The following is a 23,061-nucleotide window of genomic DNA, read 5'->3' as shown; positions in this document are numbered from 1 at the left end:
GATGTCGCCATCGAGGGGCCGCTGGAGCGCGACGAAGCCTATCGGACTTCACCGGCGTTCATCGCCCAATGTGCCCACCTGTCCCGGCTGCTGGCCCAGGCCAACAGCGAGCATGCCTGAGAACCACGCCATGAACAGACTACCCGCTCCCTGGCTACGCCACCCCGGCGTACTACGCATCGTTTCACCCTTGCTGGTCGGCGCCGTGCTGCTGAGCCTCTGGCAACTGGCATGCATGGCCTGGCAGGTACCGGCCTACCTGGTGCCTTCCCCGGCGGACATCGGCCGCACCCTGGTCAGCGACGGCCCGCTGTTGCTGGGCGCGCTGTGGATGACCTTGAAGATCACCTTCCTGTCGTTCGCCCTCGCCGTGGTCATCGGCACCCTGGCGGCATTCCTGTTCGTGCAGAGCCGCCTGGTCGAAGCCAGCCTGTTCCCCTACGCCATCCTGCTGCAGGTGACGCCAGTGGTAGCCATTGCGCCGTTGATCATCATCTGGTGCAGCGACACGACACTGGCGCTGGTGATCTGCGCCACCCTGGTGGCGGTGTTTCCGATCATTGCCAATACCGTGCTGGGGCTGCGCAGCGTCAACCCCGGGCTGCTCAACCTGTTCCGCCTCAACCGCGCCAGCCGCTGGCAGGTGCTGCTGCGCCTGCGCATTCCCAGCGCCCTGCCGTGTTTCTTCGCCGGCCTGCGGATTGCCAGCGGCCTGGCCCTGATCGGCGCGGTGGTCGCCGAGTTCGTAGCCGGCACGGGCGGCAGTGGCGCGGGGCTGGCGTACCAGATCCTGCAAGCGGGCTTTCAGCTCAACATCCCGCGGTTGTTCGCCGCCCTGGTGCTGATCGCCCTGACCGGCGTCGCGCTGTTCAGCCTGATGGCCCTGCTGGCTCGCCTGAGCCTGCGCCACTGGCACGAAAGTGAACTGGGTTAAGCCCATGGAGAACCCGATGAAGCATCCAGACAGCTGGCTGATCCGTAACGCCAGCGCCATTCTCACCGGCCTGCGTGGCGCCGCAGCGCGGCATGCCGGGCCCGATATACGCATCACCGAAGGGCGCATTGCGGCCCTAGGCGCCTTGCAACCACAACCCGGCGAGCACGTGCTCGATGCGACCGACTGCGTCGTCTACCCGGGCTGGGTGAACACCCATCACCACCTGTTCCAGTCGCTGCTCAAGGGCATCCCGGCAGGCATTGATCAGAACCTCGGCGCCTGGCTGGGCGCTGTGCCTTATCGTTACCGCGGGCTGTTCGACGAGCACAGCTTGCGCCTGGCCGCGCGCATCGGCCTGGTGGAATTGGCCCGCTCCGGCTGCAGCACGGTCGCCGACCATCATTACCTGTACCTGCCGGGCATGGCGTTCGATAGCGCACAGATCCTGTTCGAGGAAGCCCAGCGGCTGGGCCTGCGCTTCGTGCTGTGTCGCGGCGGCGCGACCCAGGTGCGCCAGGCCGAGGGGCCGACGAGCGCAGGGCCGGAAACCCTTGAGCAATACCTGGACGACGTCGAACGCCTGGTCCGCACCTACCACGACAGCGCTGCCGATGCGTGGCGCCGCGTGGTGATGGCGCCGACCAGTCCGCCCTATTCGATGCCACCCGAACACCTGCGTGAAACGGCCCGCACCGCTCGCAAGCTGGGCATCCGCCTGCACAGCCATCTGAGCGAAACGGTGGAGTACCAGAACGAAGTCCAGCGCCGTCATCGATGCTCGCCCGTGGCCTTCTGCGCCGAACACGAGTGGCTTGGGAGCGACGTCTGGTTCGCTCACCTGGTCAAGCTCGGTAGCGAGGAGATCCAGCTGCTGGGCGCAACCGGCACCGGTATCGCCCACTGCCCGCAGAGCAATGCCCGGTTGGGCAGTGGCATCGCCGATATCGTCGCCCTGGAAGCGGCCGGCGTACCGATTTCGATGGGTGTGGACGGGGCGGCATCCAACGAAGCCTGTGACATGATCAGCGAAACCCATGCCGCCTGGTTGATGCAGCGCGCCAAGGGTGGCGAGCGGGCCTTGCCCGGCTACGCCGGTGGCACAGGCGAAGGCGGCGCGCAGTCTGCCAGCGTTGAAGACGTGGTGCGCTGGGGCACGGCTGGCGGGGCCCAGGTGCTGGGGCTCGAAGCGGTGGGTACCGTGCAGGTCGGCATGGCGGCCGACCTGGCGCTCTACCGGCTCGACCAGCCCCGCTACTTTGGTTTGCATGACTTGGGGATCGCGCCAGTGGTGGGTGGCGGGCGGCCGACCTTGCGTGCATTGCTGGTAGGCGGCCAGTTGCGGGTAGAAAACGACACGCTGCCCGGCATCGACCTCGCCGAACTGGGCCACCAGGCCCGCGAAGCCGTGGTTCGCCTGCAACGGGCGGCGGGGGTAAGGGCATGAGCTGGGTTCCCCTGCAGGTGCGCGCCCTGCGCCTGGAAGCCGAAGATGTGCTGGGTATCGAGCTGGGCGTTGCCGGTGGCGGTCCGCTGCCCTTCAGCTGGGCTGCTGGCGCCCACGTCGATCTGCGCTTGGGCAACGGCCTGGTCCGCCAGTATTCGGTGATCAGCCTGCCCGAGGACGGCCACCTGAACCTGGCGATCAAACGAGAACCCGCTTCGCGGGGCGGTTCGCAATGGCTGCATGAGCAGCTGCGCCTGGGCGCCTGCGTCGAAGTCGGCAAGCCGCGCAACCTGTTTGCCCTGCAGCCAGGCAGCGGCCCGGTGACGTTACTGGCCGCCGGCATCGGCATTACGCCGTTGTTGCCGATGTACCGGCAATGCCAGCAACAGGGCCGTGCGGTGCGCCTGCTGTATTTCACCCGCCACTTGCACAACGCACCGCTTGTCCCGCGTCAAGGGCCGCAACTTGAAGTGATCCCGGGCCTGCGCGCTGCCCAGATCCTGGCTTACCTGGCTGAGCACCTGCCCGCCTGGCAGCCTGGTGCCAGCGTGTATTGCTGTGGGCCAGCCGGCTTCATGACCGGTGTCGAACAGACCGCCCTGGCCCTCGGCTGGCCTGCCACAGCACTGCACCGCGAGCACTTCAGGCCTGTCGAAGTGCCAGTCCAGGCCGCTGGCGACTGTGTTCTGGTGCTGCAGCGCAGTGGCCTTGAGGTTCAGCTTCGCGCCGCCGAAAGCCTGGTGCAGGCTGCCGCGCGAGCCGGGGTGGAGCTGCCTGTTTCCTGCGGCATGGGCATCTGCGGTGCCTGCGTGTGCCAGGTCGTCGAGGGTGAGCCGTTGCACCGCGACGACTGCCTGAGCGAGGCCCAGCGCAGCAGCGGCGAATGGATCGCACCCTGCGTCTCGGGGGCTCGCAGCGCTCGCCTGGTGCTGGACGCCTGAACCCGCGCAAATGCGCTGATGGCCCGTGCACAGCACGCGAGTCCCTTGTGGGAGCACTTTTTACGAAAGGGCCGCCAACACTGCATTCACCATGCTGCTGAAAGTAGCCGGAGAGTCCACGACCCGCGCAGGGGCTTTCACTTGCTCGTCGGCTCGCGTGCCGCGTCGGGCCTGATCGGCAGTGGCCGACAGCTTGACGATGACCACTTCGCGGCGGGGGTTGATGTAGATTTTCTGCCCGAAGCGCCCGCTCGCCTCGACCGAACCATCGCCATCGTTTTTCTGGAACCAGTAATTGCGGTAGCCGTAGCCAGGGCGGACCGGGCCGAGGTTGCCTTGGGCAAAGACTGCCGGGTCTGCGGGCTGGAAGGTGCTGTGCACCGCCTGGTTGAAGCTGTCGCCCTTGGCCTCGCGGGCCAGTTCGCGGCGCACCAGTTCGGCGAAGCGAGCGGTGTCGCGCAGGTTGCAACTGATGCCGCCACTGGCCATCTCGGTGCCCAGCGGGTCGACCTGCACGTAGGCATCGTCCTCGGCGAAACGTGACCACAAGCGCTGCTCGACCAGTTGCGCCCAGTTCAGCCCGGTAATGCGCCGCAATGCCCAGGCCAGCGCTTCCGGCGAGCCGTTCTGGTAGAAGAACGGTGCGTGGCTGCCCGGGTTCGGCGCCTGCTGCACCTGCTGGAGGAAGCTGTAGATATCCCCGGGCATGCCCTCACCCCGTGGTATCAGCCCGGTGGCGGCAAACAGGCCGAGGTCCGGCGGCATCTGTGCTGGGTATTGCACTGCCACCTGCATGTCGAGGTTGGCCTGCACGGTCGCCTCGCCAAACGGCGTGCCGCTCAGTTCCGGCACGTAATGCGCCAGCGTGCGCTGCGGGTCCAGCGCCCCCTCGGCGATCAGCTGGGCAGCAATAAGGCCGGTGACCGACTTGGTCATCGAGGCCCAGATATGCGGCTGGCCAGGATGGAAACCTTCTAGATAGCGCTCGTACACCACCTTGCCGCGGTGCAGCACGATCAGCCCGTCGGTGTTGGTCTGCTGCAGGTAATCGGCCAGCGTCAGCGCTTGCTCGCCAGCACCGAAGGTAACCTGGTCGAGCGCCGCCCCGCTGCCTTCGGTCAAGACCAGCGGTTTAGCCGCACGGCCGATGGCACGGGTCGGCGACACCTCGCGGGCATGGCGCATCGACCAGCGCAAGTAGGGTGGCTGAAAGGCATTGGCCTGGGTCACACGCGACTCCGGCGCTGGAGGAAAGCCTTGCATCACCCCCTGCCCGGGTGGTGCCGCCACGGCCAGGGCTGGAGCCAACGCCCCTGCCAGCATCAGGGCAAGGCCGGGCAGGTTGGGTGTTGGGTGCTGCAGAGTGCGCTTGGTCATGGTCCTGCTCCTTGGTTGCATCAGAAATTGGCGCCGACGCTGAACGCCACATAGTCACGGTCGCCGCGGGTGCCGTAATCGCCATCGAGGTAGTCGGTATAGGCAAGGCTTGCCCAGTACTGGCTGGCCAGGCTGACGTCCACGCCCAGGCTGATGGAACGCGAGCCTTCATTGAAAGCCGAGCCGTCTGCGGGTGAGTAACCCTTGACGTCATGGGCCCAGCCGAGGTTCGGGCGAATATCGAGGCCCGGAACAAGGGTCGGGTAGCTCCAGGTTGCACGCAGCCGGTAACCCCACGAAAAGGGCGTCACGAAGCCTTCGCCATTGCAGTCACCCGGGCTTTTCGAGATCGCCTGGCACAGGCTGTTGTCAGCCAGTTCACCGTTGCCGTAGGCACCGGAGCGACCGTAGCGCGGGCCGAAGCGCCCCTCCAGCCCGCCGACATAGGTAGCCCCTGCCTCGCCCATCAGCACCAACTGGTTGGCGCCCATGACCTGGCTGAACGTTTGCACTGCCGACACCTGGGCCTGGGTCACCTCCTTGCGCCGGTAGCCGTCGAATGGGGTGTTGTCGGTCGCCGGGCGCAGGCCATCGGCGTTCAGCGGGCTGCGTCCGGGCGCATTGAGCAACGATTGCAATATATCGTTGCCGTTGAGTTGCACCGGCATGTTCGGGCGGTAGCTCAGCTCACCTTGCACCGCGGTACCGTTACGCAAGGTGGTGGCGAAGGTCACCCCGTACATGCGGATATCTTCGGGGTATTGCGCCCGGTACTGCGATGTCCCCATGCGCAGTGCACCGGCAAGGGTCTGCCCGTTGCTGGACGCCAGAAAGGCGCCGCAGTTGGCCAGCGCCACGCCGACGTTGCCGCACAGCTGCCTGGCGAAGCTGGTATTGGCGTAGTAGCGGCTGCTGACGGTACCCACGTAGGGGAAGCGGCTGTGGTAGTTGGCGGCGAACACGCCGAATTCGGTATCGAGCGGTTCGACGTACCAATGCATCGACAAGCCCCATTGGCCACCGTTGCGCGCATCCTGGTCCGCACCCCGGGGCACGCGCACGCCCTCCTCCGTCAACATCACATCGAATGGCGCCAGGGCCTGCGCAACGGCCGGGTTGGTCACCATCTGCCCGCCGACATCGAGGCCCGTGCAGCCCTCAGGCATGAAGTCGTTGCCGGAGAAGAATGTTGCGCAGTTGTCCAGCCGGGTCTGCTCCCAGTCCAGCTGATAGAACGCGTCGAACGACAACGCCTGGTTGAGGTTCTGTGTCACATACAGCAGGTTGACCGGCGCCAGGGCGTCTTTCACCTCCGAACCGGGACGCCGCAGCGCCGCCTGGTTGAACGGGTTGACGACGTTCAGCCCACCCTGGATGAACAGGCTTTCGCCCCAATTGACCACCTGCTTGCCCAGGCGCAGCGAACCGGGCTCACCGTCGATATCGTAGAGGGCATAGGCAAAGGCATCGAGCAGCTCGGCGCCAGCCGTTTTCGCCGATACCTGACGGTTGTGGTCATCGATATCGACTGCCCGCTGATGATGGTCGCGCTGCGCGGTGTCATACCAGTAAGTGCCACGCAGGAACACGCCGACGTTGTCGCGGCGCAGCTCCAGGTCATGGGTGCCCTTGAACACCGCCGAAAACACGTCGCCTGCGCGGTAGTTGCGCCGCCCATCGTTGCCGTTGGCCGCCTGCAACTGCTGTTTGTCGGGGTTGGCGGTGCTCACGGCGGTACCGAACGACAGGGCCGAGTCGAAACGACCCTGCAACGGCCCAACATCGAACTGCACGCCCGCAACGGGGGTGGCAAGCAGGCAGCACGCAGCCGCCAGCGGCGCACGGCGCCGGCAGAAAAGAAAGGTTGCGCTCACTCTTAACCTCTTTTGGTTTTATTAGAGAGGGAAATGATGGGTTCAGCGCGGACGCGCCGGCCGCCCAGGCCGGCGGTGTCGGTGACGAGGAGTATCAGGCAGGTTCGCCGCCCCTCACAAATAGCGTCTTCAGATCAACGCCATGCCGATTCGTTATGGCGCGGGGTTGCGCCGTCAAACCGGCAGCAAGCGCTCATAGGCGCTGCGCAGCTTGGCCGGAATGGCAACCGGGCGGCTGCTGCTGCGGTCGACGAACACATGGATGAATCGGCCGGCCGCGCACGCTTCAGGTTCGCCCTCGACGAACACGGCCAGGGCGTATTGCACCGAACTGTTGCCCAGCCGCTCCACGGCAATGCCCACCTCGATGCGTTGCGGGAAGGCCACGGCGGCGAAATAGTCGCAGGCAGACCCTGCCACGTAGGCCACTACCGGGTCGCGGTGGACATCCAGGCCGGCATGCTCGATCAACCAGGTATTCACGGCGCTGTCGAAAAAACCGTAATAGACAACATTGTTCACATGCCCATACAGGTCGTTGTCGTGCCAGCGCGTGGTGATCGTCTGGAAGTGGCGGTAGGCGCCGCGCAGCGGGCGCTCCCTGGCCATTCAGAACGCCGCCTGGTAGAGGGCCAGCGCATCGGCGAGGCTCACCTTGCGCGGGTTGTTGACCAGCAACCGTTGCTGTTGCAGGGCGTCCTCGGCCAACAGCGGCAGGCTGTTGCGCGGCACGCCAACATCACGCAACCGGTTGGGCAGGCCGCAGCGTGGTGCCAGCTGTTCCAGCTCATCGATGAATTGGCTGCACAGCTGATGGGGGTCGCCAGGCACCAGGCGCTCGCCCAGCAGGGCTGGCGCCAGCGCCGCATAATCGGCAAAGGCTTCGCGCCGGTTGAAACGCATCACATGGGGAAGCACCAAGGCGTTGGCCAGCCCGTGCGGCACGTGGTAGCGCGCCCCCAACGGGTAGGCCAGCGCGTGCACTGCCGCCACCGGCGCGTTGGCGAAAGCCTGCCCGGCCAGGCAGGCACCGAGCAACATGGCCTGGCGCGCCGCCAGGTTGCCACCGTTGTGCACCGCCTGGTCAAGGTTGCCGGCCAGCAGCGTCAACGCTTCGCGGGCCAACAGGCTCGATAGCGGGTTGCGTTTGAACTTGCTGGTGGTGGCCTCGATGGCATGGACCATGGCATCGATACCGGTGGCCGCCGTGATTGCCGGTGGCAGGCCCAAGGTCCGCTCGGCGTCGAGCAGTGCCAGGTCGGGCAACAGCAGCGGGGAGATCACCGCCATCTTGGCCGCCTCGCCCGTGGTGATCACCGCGACCGGGGTGACCTCCGAGCCGGTCCCGGCGGTGGTCGGCACCTGGATCAGCGGCAGGCGCTGGCCCCTGGCCTGGTCGATGCCGTAGACCGCCTCCAGCGGTTGGTCACAGCCCGGGTGTGCCAGCAGCGCCACCAGCTTGGCAACGTCCATCGAGCTGCCACCACCGAAACCGACAATCAATTCCGCACCGATATAGCGCGCCCGCCCGACCGCGGCGAGCACGCAGGCGTGGCTGGGGTCGGCGCTGACTTCGCTGAAAATCGCCACGCTCAGGTGCGCCTGGGTAAAGCCTGGCAACACATCATCGAGCATGCCCAGGTTGACAATGCCCGGGTCGGTTACGATCAGCACGCGGCGCACGCCGCGTTGCCGGCACAGCTGCGCCAGGCGGCCGACGGCGCCGGTTTCGCACAACAGTTGGGGGGTGGTGGCAAAACTGAATGGCTGCATGGGGGTGTTCCTCTTGTTCTTGTGAGTGAACAACGGCGCAAGGTCAGAACGCGAAGTGCGCCTGATCAAGGCTCATCAGGCACTGCGCGCCGCCGCGCAACGCCTCGCAGTGGGCAGTGGCGCGCGGCAGCACCCGCCGCCAGTAGAACACCGCGGCCTGTATCTTCGCCTGGTAGAAGGCACTTTCCTGGCTGCCGGCGGCCAATGCCGCACTGGCGGTTTCGGCAGCCCGCAGCCACAGGGCGGCCAGCACCACGTAACCCGAGTAAGCGAGAAAATCCACCGACACCGCGCCGATCTCCTGCGGGTCACAGCGGCAGGCGTCTATGATTTCGGCGCTGAGGTTTCGCCATTCCTGCAGGCGCTGGGCAACTGCCTGGGCCATCCCGGCCAGCGCCTCGGCGCGGCAGTTGCGGGTCGCATCGAGCAGCTCATCGATCAGCAGGCGCAACTGCTCGCCGCCATCGCCAAGCAGCTTGCGGCGAATCAGGTCCAGTGCCTGGATACCGTTGGTGCCCTCGTACAGCTGGGTGATACGGCTGTCGCGCATCAGCTGCTCCATGCCCCATTCGCGGATGTAGCCATGCCCGCCGTAGAGCTGTACACCCAGGCTGGCGGCTTCCTGCCCCACATCGGTGAGAAACGCCTTGACGATGGGGATCAGCAAAGCCGCCCTGCGCCCGGCAGACGCCCGCGCCTCAGGCTGCGCGGCGCCGTGCTCCAGGTCCAGTGCCTGGGCGGCAAAAGCCGCCAGCATCCGGCAGCCCTCGCTGAGGGTCTTCTGGGTCAGCAACATACGCCGCACATCCGGGTGACAGATGATCGGGTCGGCCGCGCACTCGGGCGCCACCGGCCCGGCCAGGCTGCGCGACTGCAGGCGCTCGCGAGCATAGGCCAGGCCACCCTGGAACGCCGCCTCGGCAATGCCCAGCCCCTGCAAGCCGACCTGGAAGCGTGCATCGTTCATCATGGTGAACATGCAGGCCAGGCCCTGGTTGGCCTCCCCCACCAGCCAGCCGCGGGCGCCGTCGAAGTTCATCACGCAGGTCGCCGCCCCCTTGATACCCATCTTGTGCTCCAGCGCGCCGCAGGCGACTGCGTTGCGCGGCCCCAGGCCACCGTCATCGCTACATTCGAACTTGGGCACCAGGAACAGGCTGATGCCACGCACCCCGGCCGGCGCATCCGGCAGGCGCGCCAGCACCAGATGGACGATGTTATCGGTCAGGTCCTGCTCGCCGCCGCTGATGAAGATCTTGCTGCCGCTGATGTGGTAGCTGCCATCGCCCTGCGGCTCGGCGCGGGTGCGCAGCAGCGCAAGGTCGGTGCCGGCCTGGGGCTCGGTCAGGCACATGGTGCCGGCCCATTCGCCGCTGACCAGCTTGCTCAGGTAGTCACGCTTGAGCACCGTGCTGCCATGCCGGTGCAAGGCCAGCACGGTGCCCTCGGTCAGGCCGGAATAAATACGGAACGACAGCGACGCGCCCATCAGCATTTCGTGAAAGCAGGCCGCGACCATTTGCGGCAGGCCCTGGCCATCGTGCTCCACTGGGCCGGTCATGCCAGCCCAACCCTGCTCCACATAATGCCGGTAGGCCTCGGGGAAGCCATCGGGCGTGCGCACGCCGCCTTGCTCCAGGCGGCAGCCTTGTTCATCACCTTGGCGATTGAGCGGAGCAACCACCTCGCCGGCAAAACGGGCACCTTGTTCAAGGATGCCATCGATGGTTTCGCGGTCCAGTTCATTGCCCAGGCGAGCACAATGCGCCGTCACATCGAACACTTCGTGCAGCACGAAGTGCATGTCACGCAGGGGGGCTCGGTAGTTCATGCGCGGCCCTCACGTACGTCCGCCAGCTGTTTGCCAGCCGCCACCAGATGCATCAGCAACCCGGCTGGCCGCCAGTGTTCGCCGAACAGCCCTTGCAGGCGTTCGAGCCGCGCCAGCACCAGGCTCAAGCCCTGCTGGTCGGCCCAGCGCATCGGCCCGCCGACGGCGGCCGGGAAGCCATAGCCGTGCAGGTAGACCCGGTCGATGTCGGCGCTGCTGCTGGCTACAGACGCCTCGAGAATCCTGGCGCCCTCGTTGACCAACGCCAGCAGGCAGCGCTCGCGGATTTCGTCGTCGTCGATCTGGCGCTGGTGCATGCCCAGGTCCTGGGCGACCTTGCGCACCAACGAATCGACCGCGGGGTCATGCTCGGCATCGCGGCTACCCGGGGCGTAACGGTAGTAGCCCTGGCCGCTTTTCTGCCCGAACCGCCCTTGCGCGCACAGGGCGTTGTCGACCTGGGCCAGCGGTGCCTCCATGCCCTTGCCGGCCAGCTGGCGCGCTCGCCACTCCAGGTCGATGCCGATCACGTCATACATGCGAAACGGGCCCATGGCCATGCCGAACGCCTGCAGTGCCTCATCCACCTGCCGTGGCGTTGCGCCTTCGAGCAGCAGCTTGCGCGCCTCGGCCACGTAGCTGGCGAGCATGCGGTTGCCAATGAAGCCTGGGCAATTGCCGGCCACCACCACTTCCTTGCCCATGCGCTGGCCGAGGGCCTGCGCGGCATCGAGCACGGCAGGCGAGGTACGCTCGCCGCGCACGACTTCCAGCAACTTCATGACATGGGCCGGGCTGAAGAAATGCAGCCCCAGCACCTGCTCTGGCCGACGGGTCACCGCAGCGATGGCGTCGATGTCCAGGGCCGAGGTGTTGCTGGCCAGGATGGCGTCGGCCTTGAGCGTCCGGTCCAGCGTACGGAAGATCTCCTGCTTGAGCGCCAGGTTCTCGTACACCGCTTCGATCACCAGGTCCGCCTGCGCGAGGTCGTCAAAGGCGCTGACCTGGCGTACCCGCGCCAGGCAGGCATCGGCCTCGGCCTGGTCGATACGCCCCTTGGCCACCTGCTGGGCCCAGGTCTGCGCGAGCATTGCCAGGCCGGCTTGGGTGGCGCTGGGGTCGTTATCCAGCCACAACACCGCAAGGCCTGCTCGGGCCAGGCTGATGACGATACCGCGGCCCATGGTGCCGGCGCCGATCACCGCCGCCTGCTGAAGGGTGTAGGGAGTACTCACGGGTGACGCTCCTGATGGAGGTTGAGAAGGCATTTGCCTCACCCTAGTCAGGCGCCTACTATTTTTGAAATTTTCATTTTCCATCCCATGTATTTTTCGCATGAATATCGCCAACTTCGATCTCAACCTGCTGCGCGTGCTGGACATGCTGCTGCGTGAACAGAACGTATCGCGTGCTGCCGAGCGCCTGGCGCTGACCCAGCCAACCGTGAGCAATGCCCTGGCGCGCCTGCGCGACCTGCTGGGCGACCCCCTGCTGGTGCGCGTCGGCCGGCACATGCGCCCCACGCCACGGGCCTTGGCCCTGGAAGGCCCGATCCGCGCGGCCCTGCAACAGATCGAGCAGACCCTCGGCGCCGGTGACAGCTTCGATCCACGGCTCAGCCACCGGCAGTTGCGTATCGCCCTCACCGACTTTGCCGAGCAGCTGTGCATGCCCGGCCTGCTGGCCAGCTTGCAAACCCAGGCGCCCCATTTGCGCGTGGACGTGCAGCACCTGGCCCCCAACCTGCCGGCCGAAGCACTCGACCGTGGCGAGCTCGACCTGGTGCTGGGGCGCTTCGATGAGGTGCCCGCCCGTTACGAGCGGCGCCATTGGCGCAGCGAGACCCTGCACGTGGCCGTGCGCCAGGGGCACCCCGACGTGGACGGCGCGCTCGACCTGCAGGCCTTCCTGGCGCTGCGCCACCTGTGGGTGCACGGAGGCCAGACCCGTGGCATGGTCGATCAATGGCTGGCCGAACAGGGCCTGGCCCGGCGCATCGCCTACACCACGCCCAATTACCTGCAAGCGGCGCACCTGGCCGCAAGCTCCGACCTTTGCGTGGTGCTGCCCACCGCCCTGGCGCGGCATTTCGCCCGGCTGCTGCCCTTGCAGGTATTCGACCTGCCCTTTGCCCTGCAGCCGTTCCAGCTGGAGCTGGTGTACCTTGCCCATCGCCAGCACGACCCGGCCCTGGCCTGGCTGGTGGCGCGCATCATGGAGGTTGGCGCCGGCTGAGCCATCGCATGGCGGCATGGGTAGCCATGCAAGAGTGGTATTGGTTGGTTGGCAAGCTCTGTCCTTAGAGTGATCGCCCTCGCAACCACAAGGACCCCGCCCATGCGCCTACGATCACTGCCCTGCCTGCTGGCCCTGGCCCTGCCCTTGGCGGCGCTGGCCGAGGGGCCAGCCAAAGACGCCACCGAACTCACCCGCCAGAGCAATCAGCAATGGCTGCAGCACTTGCCCTTCGCCGACCGCAGCGACTTCGACAATGCCCGCCGGGGCCTGCTCGAAGCTGTCGACCAGCCCGTGGTCAATGCCGATGGCAAGGCCGTCTGGGACCTGCAGCGCTACGCCTTCCTCAACGGCGAGGCACCGGCCACCGTCAACCCCAGCCTGTGGCGCATCGCCCAGCTCAATAGCATTGCCGGTCTGTTCAAGGTCACCGACCGCATCTACCAGGTGCGTGGCCTGGACCTGGCCAACATGACCCTGATCGAAGGTGAGCATGGCCTGATCGTGATGGACCCGCTGCTGTCGGTGGAAACCGCCAGGGCCGGTTTGGCGATGTACTTCCGCCATCGCCCGCAACGGCCGGTGGTTGCGGTGATCTATACCCACCCGCACGTCGACCACTTCGGCGGTGTGCGCGGGGTGATCGACGAGGCGCAGGTCAAAGCCGGCGAGGTGCAGGTGATTGCCCCGCAGGGGTTCTTCGAACATGCCATCAGCGAAAACGTCCTGGCTGGGCCTGCCATGAAGCGCCGCGCCCAGTACATGTATGGCGCACCGCTGCCACGCGGGCCACGCGGCCAGGTGGATGCCGGGCTGGGCAAGGGGGTACCGGCCAACGCGACGGTCAGCCTGATTGCCCCGACCCGGCTGATCGAGCAGCCTTTCGAGACCCTGCGCATCGACGGGGTCGATATCGAATTCCAGCTCACCCCGGGTACCGAAGCGCCCGCCGAGATGAACCTGTGGTTGCCCCAGTTCAAGGCCCTGTGCATGGCCGAGAACGCCTCACACGTGCAGCACAACGTGCTGACCTTGCGCGGCGCCCAGGTGCGCGATGCCAAGGTGTGGGCGCACTACCTGGACCAGTCGCTGTTGCGCTATGGCGAGCAGGCCGAGGTGGTGTTCGCACAGCACCACTGGCCGACCTGGGGTGGCGCCGCGATCCGCGAATACCTGGCCGATCAACGTGACATGTACGCGTTCATCGACAGCCAGACCTTGCGCCTGATCAACCGTGGCCTTGGCCCCACGGAGATTGCCGCAGAACTGACCAGCTTGCCGCCACGGCTGGCCAGCAAATGGTACAGCCGCGACTACTATGGCTCGCTCAGCCACAATGTGCGGGCGGTGTATCAGCGCTACATGGGCTTCTATGACGGCAACCCGGCGACCCTCAACCCGCTGCCGCCGAGCGACGCCGGTGCCCGCTACGTCAAGGCCCTGGGCGGTGCCGAGCGGGTGCTGACCCTGGCGCGTGAGGCCTACGACGCCGGCGACTACCGCTGGGTGGCAGAGCTCACCCGCCACCTGGTGTTCGCCGAGCCCGACAACCGCGCAGCGCGCGAGCTGCAGGCCGACGCCCTGGAGCAACTGGGCTACCAGAGCGAGAACGCCACCTGGCGCAACGCCTACCTGACCGGCGCGCAAGAGCTGCGCAACGGTGTCGCTGCAGCCGCCAGCAAGGGCGGCAGCGCCGACGACCTGGTGCGCGCCCTGACCCCGACGCTGTTCTTCGACTACCTGGGGGTACGCGTGGATGCCGCCAAAGCCGCCGCACAGGACCTGACCATCAACTGGCATTTCACCGACCTGAACCAAGACTACGCCTTGACCCTGCGCAACGGCGTGCTTACCCACCGCGACCTCACGCGCCATGGGCAGGCCGATGTCGAGGTGAACATGAGCAAGGCCACCCTGGACCGCATCGCCCTGAAGCAGACCGGTTTTCTCAAGGAAGCGACCGTGGGAGATATCGACATCAGTGGCGAGCGGGTGAAATTCATGCGGTTCATGGCCGGACTGGACGAAGCCGATGGGCGCTTCAATATCGTTACGCCCTGATCCGCCTGTGGCCGCTCACGCACTCGGCAACCTTGTGTCAGCGCAGCCCTTGGCTGCGCAGTGCGCCGGGTGAAAAGTAAGACGCGCTGGTGCGCACATCGAAGGTGTAGGGCCTTGGCTGTTCGTTGGTCAGGCCCGACAGCTGGTAGCGGCCAGTGCGCAGGTCGTAGATCGCCTCCATGGCGTTGACCAGTGCCTGCCCGGTGACATGGTAGTAACTGTGGGCCTGTGCCGTGCGCCACAACGCTCCCTGGTGATCGAAGAAGTCCGCTTCGACGATGGCCCAGCTGTCCTCGTCCAGGTAATAGCGCCGGCTGGCATAGATATGCCTGGCCCCAGGCTTGAGCGTACCCACCACTTCCCACACCCGATGCAGCTCGTAGCGCGTGGGTTGCGGGTTGACGTGGCCAGGGCCGATCAACGCGGCATATCCGAGCAGCGGCGATGCCAGGCGATAGCTGTTGTACGGTATGTGCAGGGCCTTCTTGCCCACCAGCGTCCACTGGTACAGGTCTGGCGCGCCATTGAACATGTCGCGGCTGTCGGCAGTGCGCAGGCCGGCCGTGCCCGGGGTGATGCTGTCATAGGCCAGCGCCGGGGCACGACGCACCCGCCGCTGGCTGCTGCTGTACAGCCACGACAGGCGTGGCTGCGCCACCTGGTCGAGGGTTTCGTGCAATACCACGGCATCACCGGCCAGGCGCGACGGCGCGGTCATACGGTAGCTCAGGTAATACAGCACATTGCCCGCCTGGCCATCCTGCAGCACGTCGGGGCGGGCGAAGGTCTGCTGCAGGCTGATCGTGGCGTAGCGACCATCGCCACGCGGGGTAATGCTGTCCGAGGCCAGGCTGTAACTGCCGTTGCGTGGCCGGGTAAGGTGATTCCACAACACCTGCAAGCCATTGTCTGGACGGGGAAAGGCCAGCACGCCAGAAAAACCCTGCACGCCATTGCCATCGTTGACCAGGCGGGCACTCAGGGCATTGTGCCGGGCCCACTCACCCACTTGCGACGGCACCGCGACACTGCGGTGCGAGGGGTACACCGGCAGGCGAAACGACTGCGGGTAGCGCTTGAGCAAGGCCACCTGTCCCGCCGTCAGCTGGTCGCGGTATTGGGTGTAGTTGCTCGCGGTGATCACATACAGCGGCTGCTCATCTGCATAGGGGTCCAGCGGCGTGCCATTGACCGCCAGCGACACCTGCCCTGCTTGCAGCCCACCGCTCCAGGCCGGAATGCGGCCGTCGCTGTTGGCCCCGCGTTCGGCCCCCACCGGCGTCAGGTCAGCACGCAACGGCGCAGCCCCGACGTGCAGGGCCAGGAGGCTGGCGTTGATGAGCAGAATGTAGCGCAGCAGGTCGGCAGGTTTCATCGGGTTTGCCTCTTTTTGTTGTGTTGTCGCGGCCAGGCTTGCCCTGGCCCGCCCTTTCGGGGTGATACTAGGAGCCGCGCTTCGGACCCCACAAATAACGTGTTCGGATACGTGCCATATCAGTTCGGCATACCTTGGAACCGCTGCAATGACCTTGAAACAGCTCCGCTACCTGATCGCCATTGTCGAAGCTGGCAGCTTCTCGTCGGCCTCGCGCCGGGCCTACATCGCCCAGCCGGCGCTGAGCCGGCAGATCAGCCTGCTTGAAAGTGAACTGGAAATGCAGCTGCTCGACCGCCAGCACGACGGCATTGCCCTGACCGATGCCGGGCGGCAGCTCTACGAAGTTGCCCGGCAGGTGGTGCAAAAGCTCGATTCGGTGAAGGACGAGCTGAAATCCAGCCGCGGCGACCCCAAGGGCCAGGTTGCCATTTCCATCCCGGCCACTGCCGCCGACCTGCTGCTGCCGGAAATCGTCAGGCGTGCCGAACAGCGCTTCCCGGGGGTATCCCTGACGGTGTGGGACGGCCTCAGCCGCGAAGGCGGCCAAGCCATCGAACTGGGCAAGGTAGACTTCGGCGTGGTGCCCAACGCCGAGGAGCTCGACCATGTCGAGGCCGAGCCGATCTTCACCGAGGCGCTGTACTGGGTGGGTGCATCAGCGCCGGGCGCCCCCGACACCATCACCCTGGCTGAAGCCACCGCTACCCGGCTGGTGCTGCCGCCGCGGGCACTGCACTTGCGCCGGCGCATCGAGCAAGCCGCCATGGAAGCCGGCGTGCCACTGAGCGCAGCCTACGAACAGCAATCGGCCCCTGGTATCGCCAGCCTGGTGCGCGCCGGCCTGGCGGCGACCATCAGCAACTGGCCGCCACTGAGCGAGCTGCTCGAACCCACGGCAGCACGGCGTATCGTCGAGCCGCGCATCAGCCGTACCATCGCCTTGGCGCACTCACGGCACAAGCCGCTGTCGTTCGCCGCCGGCTGCCTGCGCGACCTGGTCCGCAGCGTGCTCATCGATCTGGTCAACAGCGGCCGTTGGCGGGGCGAACTGATCGGCAGGGGGGCCGAGCCGCTCGAGTCGGTGCTGGGTGTTCAGCTGGCGGTCTGAGCACGCGCCCGGCTGCCAACGGCATCCGCCTCACGCAAGCGCAACAGGGTGCGCTGGGGGTTCAGGGTCGCCAGGCCGACCAACCCGGCCACCAGCAACACTGCGCCGCATACCACGAAGCCTTGGGCATAGCCCGCCGGATGTGCGGCCCCCGCGCCCTGCACCAGCAAACCGGTCACCACCGGCGCAGCCAACCCGGCCAGCGAGGCGATGCCGTTGCCCATGGCGAGAATGCCACCGCGCTGGGCTGGCGGGGTGAACTCGGCAAGCATCGCCGGGCCAACCGAATACATGACCAAGGCCAGCCCGCCACTGAAGGTCAGCGCCGCAACCCGTACCGCCGTGCTCAGCCCGGGCAGTATCAGCGAAGCCGACAACAGCCCGCCGAGTATCAGGCACACCGAAACGAACACGCCGCGTGCCACCCGCGAAGGGTGGCCACGACGCATGAGGCGCTGGGACAACCAGGCCAGCAGCAGGCTCAGCGGCGTGGTCACGACCACGAACATGACGAAGATGCGCCCGGTCTGCAGCGGGTCGATGCCCAGGCCCACCTGCAGGTAACTGGGCACCCAGGTCAGGGTCAGGGCCAACGACCAGTTGGCGGCGAAGTGGCACAGGTAATTGCCCAACACACTGGGGTCGCTCAACAGTCTGCGATAAGGGACTGTTGCTGCTTCGGCCTGGTGCTGGCTGGCGCGCAGGCGTTCGAGGGTACCTTCCTGACCGAGCCGCCACCACAGCAGGCACCAGACCAGGCCGATCAGCGCAAGGATGATGAAGTTGGTCCGCCAGCCGTAGTGCAGGCTGACCCAGGGGATCATCGCCCCGGCGACCAGCAGCCCCATGGCACTGCCAGCGTGCAGCAGCGCCACCGGCAGGTTGCGCCGGTCGTTGGGGAACCACTTGTACAGCGCATGGGTGGCGACCGGCGAGGCCGGCCCCTCACCGATACCCAGCAGTACGCGGCAGGCGACGATGGCCCACAGTGAGGTGGCGAACAGCATCGGTAACTGGATCAGCGCCCAGAACAGGCCCATGCCCAGCAGCAAAGTGCGGCTGGGGCGGCGGTTGGCCATGAAGCCACCGACCACGGCGGAGAGGGCAAAGAACCAATGCAGGGCGCCGCCGATCAGGCCGAACTCGGTGGCCGTGAGGCCCAGCTCGGCGCTCATCGGCACCGCCACCAGGCCGATCACCACTTTGTCGAGAAAGTTGACCAGCATCAGCAGCGCCAGCAGCGCGGCCACCAGCCAGGCAGTTCGGGGGTTGGGCAGGGAAGAATGCGCAGTCATGGGGAGTACTCTTGTTATTGTTCTGGTGATTGCCAAAAGGGCCGCCGCAGCGGCGGCCCATGGGTCAGGCAGGCATCAGCACGCCTTTGGCGATGGTGTTGCGCTGGATCTCGCTGGTGCCGGTGAGGATACGCATCATCCGCGTGGCACGGAAAATCCATTCCACCGGGTGGCCCTGCATCAAGCCGGCGCCGCCATGCACCTGCACCGCCTTGTCGGCGATGCGGAAGGCGGCCTCGGACACGAACAGCTTGCACATCGGCGCCTGGGTGCGGATATCGCCGCCGGCATCATTCACCTGTGCCGTGGCGTACACCATGCTGCGCGCTGCGTGCAGCTCGGTGGCCATGTCGGCGATCATGTGGTTGACCGCCTGGAACATGGCGATCGGTTGCCCAAACTGCTTGCGGCTGCGCGCATGCTCGATCGACAGGTTCAGGGCCAGCCCGGCCATGCCCAGCAGTGTCGGGCAATGCAGCAGGCGGTTGAGGGTTATGCGCCCCATCGCCAGCTTGAAGCCCTGCCCCGGTTCACCGATCAGGTTGGCCGCCGGCACCCGCACCTGATCGAGCACGATGTCCGCGTGGGCACCGCCACCGGACATCACCGCATAGTCACTTTCGATTCGCACCCCCGGGGCCTTGAGGTCGACGAAGAACGCCGAAATCCCTTGCGCGCCCTGCCCCGGCCCGGTCACTGCCAGCAACACCGCGAGGTCGGCGTAAGTGGCGCCGGAGATGTACCGTTTGCTGCCGCTCAATACATAGTGGTCACCGTCGCGGCGGGCCTGCGTGGCAATGGCGGTCGCGTCCGAGCCGGCCTCGGCTTCGGTCAGTGCAAAGCACACGGCTTTTTCGGCACGGCACACCGGTTTCAGAAAGGTCTCGACCTGATAGGGGCTTGCCACCTTGAACAGATGGCCGACCCGCGGCGGCCCGGACAGCTCACCCAGTACATGCGGCGCGAGCATGGAGCCGGTGAGCACCGTTGCCTCCTTGACCGCGCACAGGTCGGCCACGTTGAGGCCGGCCCCGCCCATGCTTTCCGGCAGCATGATGGTGTACAAGCCTTGCTCGCTGGAGCGCTTCCACACCTCCTGCAGCACCGCCTGCGGATGCGGGCGCGCCCAGCTCAGCTGCGCCTGGCTTTCCAGCGGGCGAACCTGGTCGCGAACGAAACCCTCGATCGCTTCAATGATCTGCGCAGCCTTTGCACTTGGTTGATACATGTTGATGCTCCCTGGTCAGATACGACGTTCGCTGTGTTGCCAGTAGGTCTCCCGGACCAGGCGGCGCACCACCTTGCCATTGGGGTTTTTTGGCAGTTCGCTGACAAAATCGACGCCGCGCGGCTTCTTGAAACCGGCCAGCGCACGCCCGCACCGTTCGATGAGTTCGGCGGCCTCCAGCTGCGCCCCCGGCTTGAGCACCACCACCGCACGCACCGCTTCGCCCCACTGTGCGTCGGGCACGCCGACCACCGCCACCTCGAACACTTCGGGGAAGCCATGGATCACCTGCTCGACTTCGCTGGGGTACACGTTGAAGCCACCGGAAATGATCATTTCCTTCTTGCGGTCGACGATGAACACGTAGCCCTGGGCATCGACCGTCGCCAGGTCGCCGGTGAGGTAGTAGCCGTCACGCATGACTTCGGCGGTGAGCTCCGGCGCGCGCCAGTAGCCCTGCATGACGTCCGGCCCCTTGACCACGATTTCACCGACCTCGCCAGGCAGCACATCCTCGAATGCCTCGTTGACCACCCGCAGGTCGGTCTCGAAATAGCAACGCCCGCAGGAGGCCAGGCGCTGGTAGTCGCCATCCTCGACCAAATGGTCCTGCTCGGTCAGCACGGTCACCAGCGAGCATGTTTCGCCCGCGCCATAGCCTTGGGCGAGGATCGGCCCGAACAGTTCGATGGCTTTTTTCACCAACGACGGCGCCATGGGTGCGGCGCCGTACATGACCAGCTTCAGGCTGGACAGGTCGAAGCGCTCGACGCCCGGGTAATTGACCAGCCGGTTGATCATCGCCGGGACCAGGAACAGCCGCGTCACCCGTTCACGCTGGATGGTCTCGAGCAACAGGCGATCGTCGTAGCGGTCCAGCAACAGGTTGCAGGCACCCACCGCCAGCAGCGGCATGATCTGCATGCCGCTGGCATGGGTGATCGGCCCGACGTGGGCCATGACGTCCCCCGGCCCGGAGCGCCGCGTGGGGCTGGCAATGCTTTTGCGCACCAGCGCCTTGCGGTTGCCGAACGACAGCATGGCGGCCTTGAGCACCCCCGAACTGCCGGAGGTGTAGTGCAGCACGGCCAGGGCATCGTCGGACGGGTCCAGATGCAGCGGTGCTTCACTGCCGCGCTCAAGCAGCGCGCCATAGCACAGGTCGCCGCCCTCACCCTCCAGCACGATCAGCTGGCGCAGCAGCGGCAACTCCGCGCGCCGCGTTGCCAAGGCCGCGGCAAAGCGGGCATCGGTGATCACTGCGACGCTGGAGGAATCTTCCAGTACCCGAACCACTTCATCCACTGACAGCCGCGCATTGATCGGCACCTTGACCATCGCCGCCTTGTACAGCGCGACTTCCGCCTCGACCAGCTCCACGCGGTTGGCGGCGAGGATCGCCACATGCTCGCCCACGCTCACGCCCAACGTAGCCAGCCCTGAGGCCAGGCGGTTGCTGCGGCGTTCCAGCTGGGCGTAGGTCACACGGTTCTGACTGTCGGCCACGGCGATGTGGTCCGGCCAGTAGTGGGCACTGCGGGTGATGATCTTTCCAAGGTTCACGTTGTTGTTCTCGTCGACAGGAAGACATCGACGATGCTAAACAGCCGTGCACAGCCAGGCCTAATACAGGATTCAGATGCCGGCCATATCGATATTAGCTGGCGTAAAGCTCCTGCCGGCTCGCGCTGCCTGATGTGCTGGCTATGGCCCCTGTACCGCCTTGCCCGCCGGGGCTAGCCAACGCACATTGCCCCGACAATGGGTACTGCACACCCAAGCCAGGGCGGCGCGTGCCGTGGCGCAGAGGCATGAAGATGGCGACCGGGAACAGGCAGCAGCGGGCTTCGAGGACCATTGCCGTATCACCCACTTTGTGGTGTTTCACCGAGCTACAGCAATTGCTGTTCCAAGCCTCAGGCAGGCGCGGCGCCAGGCACGACTTTTGTGCAACGAGGAAACAATCTCAAGAACGCCGCATGCCAAGCACGCGCTGGATTTCGGCAACCACCTGGCTGGTCGCCTGGGCTATCGTGCCTTCGTTACGGCACAGCATCCAGCCATGCTCCGCCACCACCTGCTCGAACGCATGGGTACAGGCGACCTGTTCATCGAGCTTGTGGATCACCGTGCTGCCCAGCCCACGGGTGCGTGCCGCCGCCCTCGCCCACGACGTATCGGGTGAGGTGACAACCCCGACATGCAGGTCTGGCACCTGCACATTGCGCGTCCGGTTCATGTGCAGAATCTCGGTAAACGGGACTGTGCGGCGAAACGCGGCATCGGAGGGGTACCAGCGATCGATCAGGATGATGCTGTCCGCAGGTTGCCTGGGCAGCACGTGCTGGGTAATCCATGCACGGCTGTCGGCCAGGCGTGCACAGACCTCCAGCTCCAGATCCTTGCTGGGGTTTCTCGCCAGCTGGTTGACCAGCGCCATGGTTTCACCCCGGAAGGGGTCGCTTTTCTTCTCGCAAAGGCGCACCACCTTGCGCTTGTCTGCCCGCAGGGCTTGGGTGATGGCCTCCAGCAGTGTGGTCTTGCCGGTGCCCTTCGGGCCATCTAGCGCAACAAATAGCGGACGTTTCATTCTTCGGTACGATGGGGAGCGGGTCTGGATAAGCAGATGGACATGATGCACTGAAAGCTGGCCGCGGTCTCGTTTGTCGGCCTGATGGCGGTTATCGGGCAGGAGTACAGATGTACTCCGCCCGTGTTTCGCCTTGATAAGGCTCAGATCTGCGCCTGGCCACCGTCCACGAACAGCTCGGCGCCGTTGACGAAGCTGGCATCATCGCTGGCCAGGAACACCGCAGCATTGGCGATTTCGACCGGTTCCCCTACGCGGCCCAGCGGCACCTGTGCTGCAAGGTAATCGAGCAGACCCTGCTGTTGCGCGGCATCCGGCCCGGCGAGGTCGACCAACCCTGGCGTACGCGTTGCGCCCGGGCTGAGGGTGTTGACCCGAACGGCGCGATCCTTCAGGTCAAGGATCCAGCTACGGGCAAAGGCCCGAACGGCCGCCTTGGAAGCCGAATACACGCTGAATGCCGCCGTGCCGGAGCTGCCGGCCGTGGAGCCGGTCAGGATGATCGACGCGTTCTGCGCCAGCAGCGGCAACGCATTCTGCACGGTGAACAGCACACCCTTCACGTTACGGTCAAAGGTATCGTCATAGTGGGCTTCGGTAATGTCACCCAAAGGCAGCATGGAACCACCGCCAGCGTTGGCGAACAGCACATCCAGGCGCCCCTTTTCCTGAGCGATGCGGGCGTAGAGTTCGTCCAGTTGCTCCAGCCGGGTGGAGTCGACCGCAATACCGGTGGCATTGCCAACCTGCGCCACAGCCTTGTCCAGCTCAGCCTGGCGACGCCCGGTGATGTAGACATGGGCACCCTCCTCTGCAAAGCGTTTTGCCGTGGCCAGGCCGATGCCGGTGGTGCCGCCGGTGACCAGTGCGATCTTGCCTTCGAGTTTCTTGCTCATGGTGTTTCTCCCGTTGAGATGGTGAGTAGCTGTAGGGAGAAGCGTATCGACTAGTAGGCCTTTTCAAAATAGAATCATTTGAAAGCCATCATT

General features: G+C 65.8%; 18 protein-coding genes. 6 read left to right on the top strand and 12 right to left on the bottom strand.

The annotated features are described in order from the left end of the window. Positions 1-205 precede the first annotated feature (205 nt). Genes APH33_RS16055 through APH33_RS16045 form a run of 3 tightly spaced genes read left to right on the top strand, consistent with a single transcriptional unit; the run spans position 206 to position 3,322 of the window. Entirely contained in the window at positions 206-934 is a 729-nt protein-coding gene (locus tag APH33_RS16055) for an ABC transporter permease (protein WP_082433621.1), read from the top strand. A gap of 16 nt (positions 935-950) precedes the next feature. Beyond that, complete coding sequence (locus APH33_RS16050) at positions 951-2,381, top strand: amidohydrolase family protein (protein ID WP_054886092.1); 1,431 nt, start codon at positions 951-953, stop codon at positions 2,379-2,381. After that, complete coding sequence (locus APH33_RS16045) at positions 2,378-3,322, top strand: PDR/VanB family oxidoreductase (protein WP_054886091.1); 945 nt, start codon at positions 2,378-2,380, stop codon at positions 3,320-3,322. Before APH33_RS16050 ends, APH33_RS16045 begins: the two co-directional genes overlap by 4 nt. 60 nt (positions 3,323-3,382) lie before the next feature. Here APH33_RS16045 and APH33_RS16040 read toward each other — a convergent pair whose 3' ends face one another. The 6 genes from APH33_RS16040 to APH33_RS16015 all read right to left on the bottom strand — a co-directional run bounded on the left by APH33_RS16040 (position 3,383) and on the right by APH33_RS16015 (position 11,445). Next, positions 3,383-4,699, bottom strand: a complete 1,317-nt coding sequence (locus APH33_RS16040; protein WP_054886090.1) for a serine hydrolase — start codon at positions 4,697-4,699, stop codon at positions 3,383-3,385. Between the two features lie 20 nt (positions 4,700-4,719). Further along, entirely contained in the window at positions 4,720-6,573 is a 1,854-nt protein-coding gene (locus APH33_RS16035; protein WP_054886089.1) for a DUF1302 domain-containing protein, read from the bottom strand. A gap of 174 nt (positions 6,574-6,747) precedes the next feature. After that, positions 6,748-7,182 (bottom strand): thioesterase family protein, encoded by a 435-nt coding sequence (locus APH33_RS16030; protein WP_054886088.1) that lies wholly within the window; start codon positions 7,180-7,182, stop codon positions 6,748-6,750. Next, entirely contained in the window at positions 7,183-8,346 is a 1,164-nt protein-coding gene (locus tag APH33_RS16025) for an iron-containing alcohol dehydrogenase (protein ID WP_054886087.1), read from the bottom strand. It abuts the gene before it with no gap. A 43-nt stretch (positions 8,347-8,389) separates the two neighbouring features. After that, positions 8,390-10,177, bottom strand: coding sequence for an acyl-CoA dehydrogenase C-terminal domain-containing protein (locus tag APH33_RS16020; protein WP_054886086.1), 1,788 nt, complete (start codon positions 10,175-10,177; stop codon positions 8,390-8,392). After that, entirely contained in the window at positions 10,174-11,445 is a 1,272-nt protein-coding gene (locus APH33_RS16015; RefSeq protein WP_371263255.1) for a 3-hydroxyacyl-CoA dehydrogenase NAD-binding domain-containing protein, read from the bottom strand. Before APH33_RS16015 ends, APH33_RS16020 begins: the two co-directional genes overlap by 4 nt. A gap of 67 nt (positions 11,446-11,512) precedes the next feature. Between APH33_RS16015 and APH33_RS16010 the strand changes: the two genes are divergently transcribed. Continuing rightward, entirely contained in the window at positions 11,513-12,412 is a 900-nt protein-coding gene (locus APH33_RS16010; protein ID WP_054886084.1) for a LysR family transcriptional regulator, read from the top strand. 102 nt (positions 12,413-12,514) lie between these two features. After that, positions 12,515-14,473, top strand: coding sequence for an alkyl/aryl-sulfatase (locus tag APH33_RS16005; protein ID WP_054886083.1), 1,959 nt, complete (start codon positions 12,515-12,517; stop codon positions 14,471-14,473). A gap of 37 nt (positions 14,474-14,510) precedes the next feature. Here APH33_RS16005 and APH33_RS16000 read toward each other — a convergent pair whose 3' ends face one another. Next, entirely contained in the window at positions 14,511-15,848 is a 1,338-nt protein-coding gene (locus tag APH33_RS16000; RefSeq protein ID WP_054886082.1) for a DUF1329 domain-containing protein, read from the bottom strand. 148 nt (positions 15,849-15,996) lie between these two features. Here APH33_RS16000 and APH33_RS15995 point away from each other — a divergent pair, with 148 nt between their 5' ends. After that, positions 15,997-16,959, top strand: coding sequence for a LysR family transcriptional regulator (locus APH33_RS15995; RefSeq protein ID WP_054886081.1), 963 nt, complete (start codon positions 15,997-15,999; stop codon positions 16,957-16,959). Here the strand turns inward: APH33_RS15995 and APH33_RS15990 are convergent. The 5 genes from APH33_RS15990 to APH33_RS15970 form a co-directional block, all read right to left on the bottom strand. Beyond that, positions 16,944-18,254 (bottom strand): MFS transporter, encoded by a 1,311-nt coding sequence (locus tag APH33_RS15990; RefSeq protein WP_054886080.1) that lies wholly within the window; start codon positions 18,252-18,254, stop codon positions 16,944-16,946. The two genes, APH33_RS15995 and APH33_RS15990, sit on opposite strands and share 16 nt — an antisense overlap. Positions 18,255-18,318: 64 nt before the next feature. Beyond that, a complete protein-coding gene (locus tag APH33_RS15985; RefSeq protein WP_054886079.1) occupies positions 18,319-19,482 on the bottom strand; it encodes an acyl-CoA dehydrogenase family protein in 1,164 nt (387 codons plus the stop codon). 15 nt (positions 19,483-19,497) lie between these two features. Beyond that, positions 19,498-21,045, bottom strand: coding sequence for an AMP-binding protein (locus tag APH33_RS15980; protein ID WP_054886078.1), 1,548 nt, complete (start codon positions 21,043-21,045; stop codon positions 19,498-19,500). Between the two features lie 403 nt (positions 21,046-21,448). After that, a complete protein-coding gene (locus tag APH33_RS15975) occupies positions 21,449-22,072 on the bottom strand; it encodes a dTMP kinase (RefSeq protein ID WP_054886077.1) in 624 nt (207 codons plus the stop codon). A 143-nt stretch (positions 22,073-22,215) separates the two neighbouring features. Continuing rightward, positions 22,216-22,968, bottom strand: a complete 753-nt coding sequence (locus APH33_RS15970; RefSeq protein WP_054886076.1) for an SDR family NAD(P)-dependent oxidoreductase — start codon at positions 22,966-22,968, stop codon at positions 22,216-22,218. Positions 22,969-23,061: the final 93 nt, after the last annotated feature.

Source organism: Pseudomonas sp. NBRC 111130 (genome assembly GCF_001320485.1).
GTDB classification, from domain to species: Bacteria; Pseudomonadota; Gammaproteobacteria; order Pseudomonadales; family Pseudomonadaceae; genus Aquipseudomonas; species Aquipseudomonas vlassakiae.
The sequence above is the reverse complement of the archived record's forward strand: the minus strand, read 5'-3'. Positions and strand labels throughout refer to the sequence as shown.